This is a genomic window from Streptomyces sp. ActVer (assembly GCF_027270795.1).
In the GTDB taxonomy this organism is placed as follows: Bacteria; Actinomycetota; Actinomycetes; order Streptomycetales; family Streptomycetaceae; genus Streptomyces; species Streptomyces umbrinus_A.
This window is the reverse complement of record NZ_JAPWHT010000646.1, coordinates 1-4,287: the sequence shown is the minus strand read 5'-3', so window position 1 is coordinate 4,287 and position 4,287 is coordinate 1. Positions and strand designations below refer to the sequence as shown.

General features: G+C 70.3%; 4 protein-coding genes. 1 reads left to right on the top strand and 3 read right to left on the bottom strand.

All coding sequences use genetic code 11. The annotated features are described in order from the left end of the window. Positions 1–226: 226 nt before the first annotated feature. On the bottom strand, positions 227–1,396 hold the full coding sequence (locus O3Q52_RS49655) for a glycerophosphodiester phosphodiesterase (protein ID WP_269655014.1): 1,170 nt from the start codon (positions 1,394–1,396) through the stop codon (positions 227–229). A gap of 418 nt (positions 1,397–1,814) precedes the next feature. Between O3Q52_RS49655 and O3Q52_RS49650 the strand changes: the two genes are divergently transcribed. Continuing rightward, on the top strand, positions 1,815–2,489 hold the full coding sequence (locus tag O3Q52_RS49650) for a 1-acyl-sn-glycerol-3-phosphate acyltransferase (RefSeq protein ID WP_055616518.1): 675 nt from the start codon (positions 1,815–1,817) through the stop codon (positions 2,487–2,489). Between the two features lie 122 nt (positions 2,490–2,611). Here O3Q52_RS49650 and O3Q52_RS49645 read toward each other — a convergent pair whose 3' ends face one another. Together O3Q52_RS49645 and O3Q52_RS49640 are read right to left on the bottom strand one after the other, a co-directional pair. Continuing rightward, a complete protein-coding gene (locus O3Q52_RS49645; protein ID WP_269655013.1) occupies positions 2,612–3,241 on the bottom strand; it encodes a cell wall metabolism sensor histidine kinase WalK in 630 nt (209 codons plus the stop codon). 220 nt (positions 3,242–3,461) lie between these two features. Continuing rightward, a partial coding sequence (locus O3Q52_RS49640) for a S1C family serine protease (RefSeq protein WP_269655012.1) occupies positions 3,462–4,287 on the bottom strand: 826 nt, incomplete at its 5' end.

The following is a 4,287-nucleotide window of genomic DNA, read 5'->3' as shown; positions in this document are numbered from 1 at the left end:
TGCCCCTCCTACCAGGTGACGTCGGGCAGCACCGTAGTCGACATGGGCACCGCGAAGGCGTCCGCACCGGGCCTCGGCGGCGAGCAGTGGACGCAGCGTGTCGAGCATGCCGTGGGTCATATGCGGCACGACGCGGCCGCCCCGGCACGAGGTTGCCGGGGCGGCCGTCTGTCACCCCAACCGGGGCCGGGGGCTCAGCTGTTGACGAGCGCGGTACCTACGGGACTCAGCGCTTCAGGAAGTCCTCGCGGGCGAGGACGCCGGTGTCGGGGTTGTCGGTGAAGACCCCGTCGATGCCGGTCGCGAAGTACGTCCTGAAGGCGCCGAAGGCGTCCCCGTAGCCGTCCGCGTCGGTGCCCTTGCGGAAGTTCGCGGGCAGGAAGGGGTTCTCGTTGCGCATCGTGTACGGGTGCAGGATCAGGCCCTCGGCGTGCGCGTCCCGGACCAGGGTGGTCGGGGTGGTGAGGTTGCCGCTCGCGTCCTTCAGGATGATCAGGTCCAGGGTCGGGCCGATGCCCTGCGCGTAGGAGGCGATCTCCTTCAGGCCCGCGGGCTTGACCAGGTCGGCGACCGTACGCGGATCGCCCGTCTCCACGAAGTCCCAGGGGCGGGTGCCGGCGGCGGACAGGAGCACGACCAGGGGGTTGCCGACCAGCTTGTTCAGGCGCTGGATGCTCGTCGGCTCGAAGGACTGGATGATGACGGGCGAGTTCTTCTTGTCCAGGCCGTGCCTGCGCAGCACCTTGGTGACCCGCTCCTCCAGGCCGAGGCCCAGCTTGCGGAAGTAGGTGGGGTGCTTGAGCTCGGGGTAGATCCAGACCTGCTTGCCGCGCTTGCGGCTCTGCTCCTCGCGCCAGCGCAGCACCTCCTCGAAGGTGGGGATCTCCCAGCGGCCGTCGTAGAGGGTGTTGTGCGGGCGGTTGGCCGGGATGCGCTCCTTGGCGCGCAGCGTCTTCAGCTCCGCGAGCGTGAAGTCCTCGGTGAACCAGCCGGTGGTGGACACCCCGTCGAGGAGCTTGGTGGTCTTGCGGCTCGCGAACTCGGGGTGCGCGGAGACGTCCGTCGTACCGCCGATCTCCGGCTCGTGACGGCAGACGAGGTGACCGTCCTTGGTGGGCACCAGGTCGCCCGCCTCGATGACGTGCGCGCCCATGTCGAGGGCCAGCTGGTACGAGCCGAGCGTGTGCTCCGGCCGGTAGCCGCTGGCCCCGCGGTGCCCGATGATCGTCGGCTTCGGCAGGCTCTTGTAGCCACCGCCGCCGGGCTTCTCGTCGGCTCTCGCCGTGGCCGGTACCCCGAGGACCGCTCCGCCGGCGCCGAGGACCGCGGCCCCGAGCAGCGCGCGCCGTCCCGGGCCGGTCCCGTTCAGTCCCTCGTTCGACTCCTGCGTCCCCATGTGCGCTCCTCCGCATACTGCGCTGCACCTGTCAAAGCGGGACGATCGTAGGTGCGCGGGGGTGACGGAGGGGAGACCTTGGACGGAACACGCGGGTGACGCTGGATGTCGTGTGGGGTGCGTGAGTTGGCCGGGGTCGGTGGGAAGGTCCTGGACTGACTTGTCATCAAACGCCGGACCGGCCGGGTGGGTGGAGGCGGCCGCGGTGGGTACCCGGCCTCCCGAAAGGCCTAACGGGTGCGGACTTCGTCACACCGTGTCGTACGGATGACAGCCGTGCGACAGGGCGCCACCGCAGGTAAACAAGGGTCAACAGTACGTATCCACTCGGTGAACCCGATGTGCAAGACCCGGGGGGCCGCGAGTATCGTCCTCACCTGCACAGACTTATACCGATCCCTTGACACCGGAGGGCACGTTGTCCCGCTTCGCGCTCATCAAGGCAGTGCTCGGACCGATCATGCGCCTGATGTTCCGCCCACGGGTGGAGGGTGCGGAGCGCATCCCGGGCACGGGCCCGGTCATCCTGGCCGGCAACCACCTCACGTTCATCGACTCGATGATCATGCCGCTCTTCTGCGACCGGCAGGTCTTCTTCATCGGCAAGGACGAGTACGTCACCGGGAAGGGCATCAAAGGCCGGCTGATGGCCTGGTTCTTCACGGGCTGCGGCATGATCCCGGTCGACCGTGACGGCGGCCGCGGCGGAGTCGCGGCGCTCATGACCGGCCGACGCGTGCTGGAGGAGGGCAAGGTCTTCAGCATCTACCCCGAGGGCACCCGCTCCCCCGACGGCCGGCTCTACCGGGGTCGCACCGGCATCGCCCGGCTGGCGATGATGACCGGCGCGCCCGTCGTGCCGTTCGCCATCATCGGCACGGACAAGATCCAGCCCGGCGGTGCGGGGTTCCCGCGGCCCGGCCGCGTCACTGTTCGGTTCGGTGAGGCGATGGAGTTCTCCCGGTACGAGGGGATGGACCGGGACCGGTATGTGCTGCGGGCTGTGACCGACTCCGTGATGGCTGAGGTCATGCGGTTGTCGGGGCAGGAGTACGTGGACATGTACGCCACGAAGGCCAAGGAAGCGGCATAGCTCCGCTGGTTTTTTTGGGGGCTCCGGGGTGGGGGGCCTGGGCTGTGGTGCGGTGCGGGTTCGTTGGGGCTTGTCGCGCAGTTCCCCGCGCCCCTATGGGCCGCTGGCCCCGACGCAGGCCGTCAAAGAGGTTGCTCGTCCGGTGGGGTGGCGTTCGTGTGGTCGGCGCCTGGGGACGGGAACCAGAGGACGAAGGTCGAGCCCTTGCCGAGGGTTGAGAAGAGGCGGATCTGGCCGCCGTGGGACTCGACTATCTGGCGGACGATCGCGAGGCCCAGGCCCGCGTGACGGTCTCGGCCACCACCGTTGCCCTTCGCGCGCCAGAAGCGGTCGAAGACCCGGGTCTGGTCGTCGTCGAGGATGCCGGGGCCCTCGTCCTGGACCGATGCCCAGAGCCAGCCGTTCACCCGGCCTGCGGCGACCGTGATTCCGGTGCCCGGCGGTGAGAGTCGTACGGCGTTGGAGAGCAGGTTGCCTACCGCCCTGCGCAGCGCGTCGTGGTCGCCGATGACCGTCAGGCCCGTGGTGAGACGCCGGTGCAGTACGAGCCCGCGCTCGGTGGCGAGCGGCGCGAACTCCTCGCAGGCCTCGGCCGCGGCCGCCGCCAGGTCGACGTCCGCGTCCGCGAGGGCGGGTGCCGTGCGGCGGGCGGTGGCCAGCAGGTCCTCGACCAGACGGGTCATACGGGTCGTTGCGCGGTCCACACTCCGGACGGCCGCCCTGCGCTCCGCCTCCTCGGACTCCTCCGCCAAGAGCGACGACGAGATCTTCCTCGTCCTCGACGACCAGTAGTCTCATCTGCCCCACCCGCCTTCCAGCATCGAGCCAAGTCGTGCCCCGTCAGGGGCGCGGGGCGTGACATTTTGCGGCTCCTCCCCCACTCTCGGCTTCGCTCGAGCGGGGGGACCCCCATCGTGGGCGCGACAAGCCACGACGAACCCGCAGCTTCGATCGAACCGGCCCGCGACCCACTCATCCATCGATGATCGCCCGCGCAGCGGCCCGCGCATCCGCCATCGGAATGGCGAACCCGATCCCTATCGAACCGCCCCGCTCCTGATCCAACGTAGCGATGGCCGTATTGATGCCGATCACACGACCGTCCGCGTCGATGAGCGGACCACCGGAGTTCCCCGGGTTGATCGACGCGTCGGTCTGCAGGGCCCGCCGCCGCTCACCGCCCTCACCCAGCCGCACGGACCGGTCGAGCGCGCTGACGATGCCCGAGGTGACGGTGCCGCTGAGGCCGAGCGGGGACCCGATGGCGAGGACGGTGTCGCCCACACCTGGCTTCGCCTGAGCACCGGCGGCCAGATCGGCGGCGCGCAGCCCGCGGGCGGTCTCCGGTTCCAGGACGGCCACGTCGTTGGCGCGGTCGTCACCGAGCACGTCCGCACGGAGGCGGCGCCCGTCCTGGAGCTCGATCGACACCTCCGAACTCCCCGCCACCACATGCGCGTTGGTGAGGATCCGGCCGCGCTCGTCGAACACGAACCCGGAGCCCTGTCCCTCCGCCGTCTCGATCGACACGACACTCGGCAGCACACGCGCGGCGACCGCTTCGAGCCCCGTGACGTTCTCCTGCCCGGCCGCGGACGCGGCGGGCTCCTCGTCTGCGACAGCCCCGGCCGCGTATCCCGCTGCACCGCCGGCGAGGACGGCGGCGAGGACCGCGGCCACGAGGGGGCTGACCTTGCGGGGAGACCTGGGAGACGGGGCCGGAGGGGGATGCGGGGCCGGGGTCGCGTACGGGCTCGGGTACGACGTCTCCGGCGGTGGGGTCGGGCCGAATCCCGAG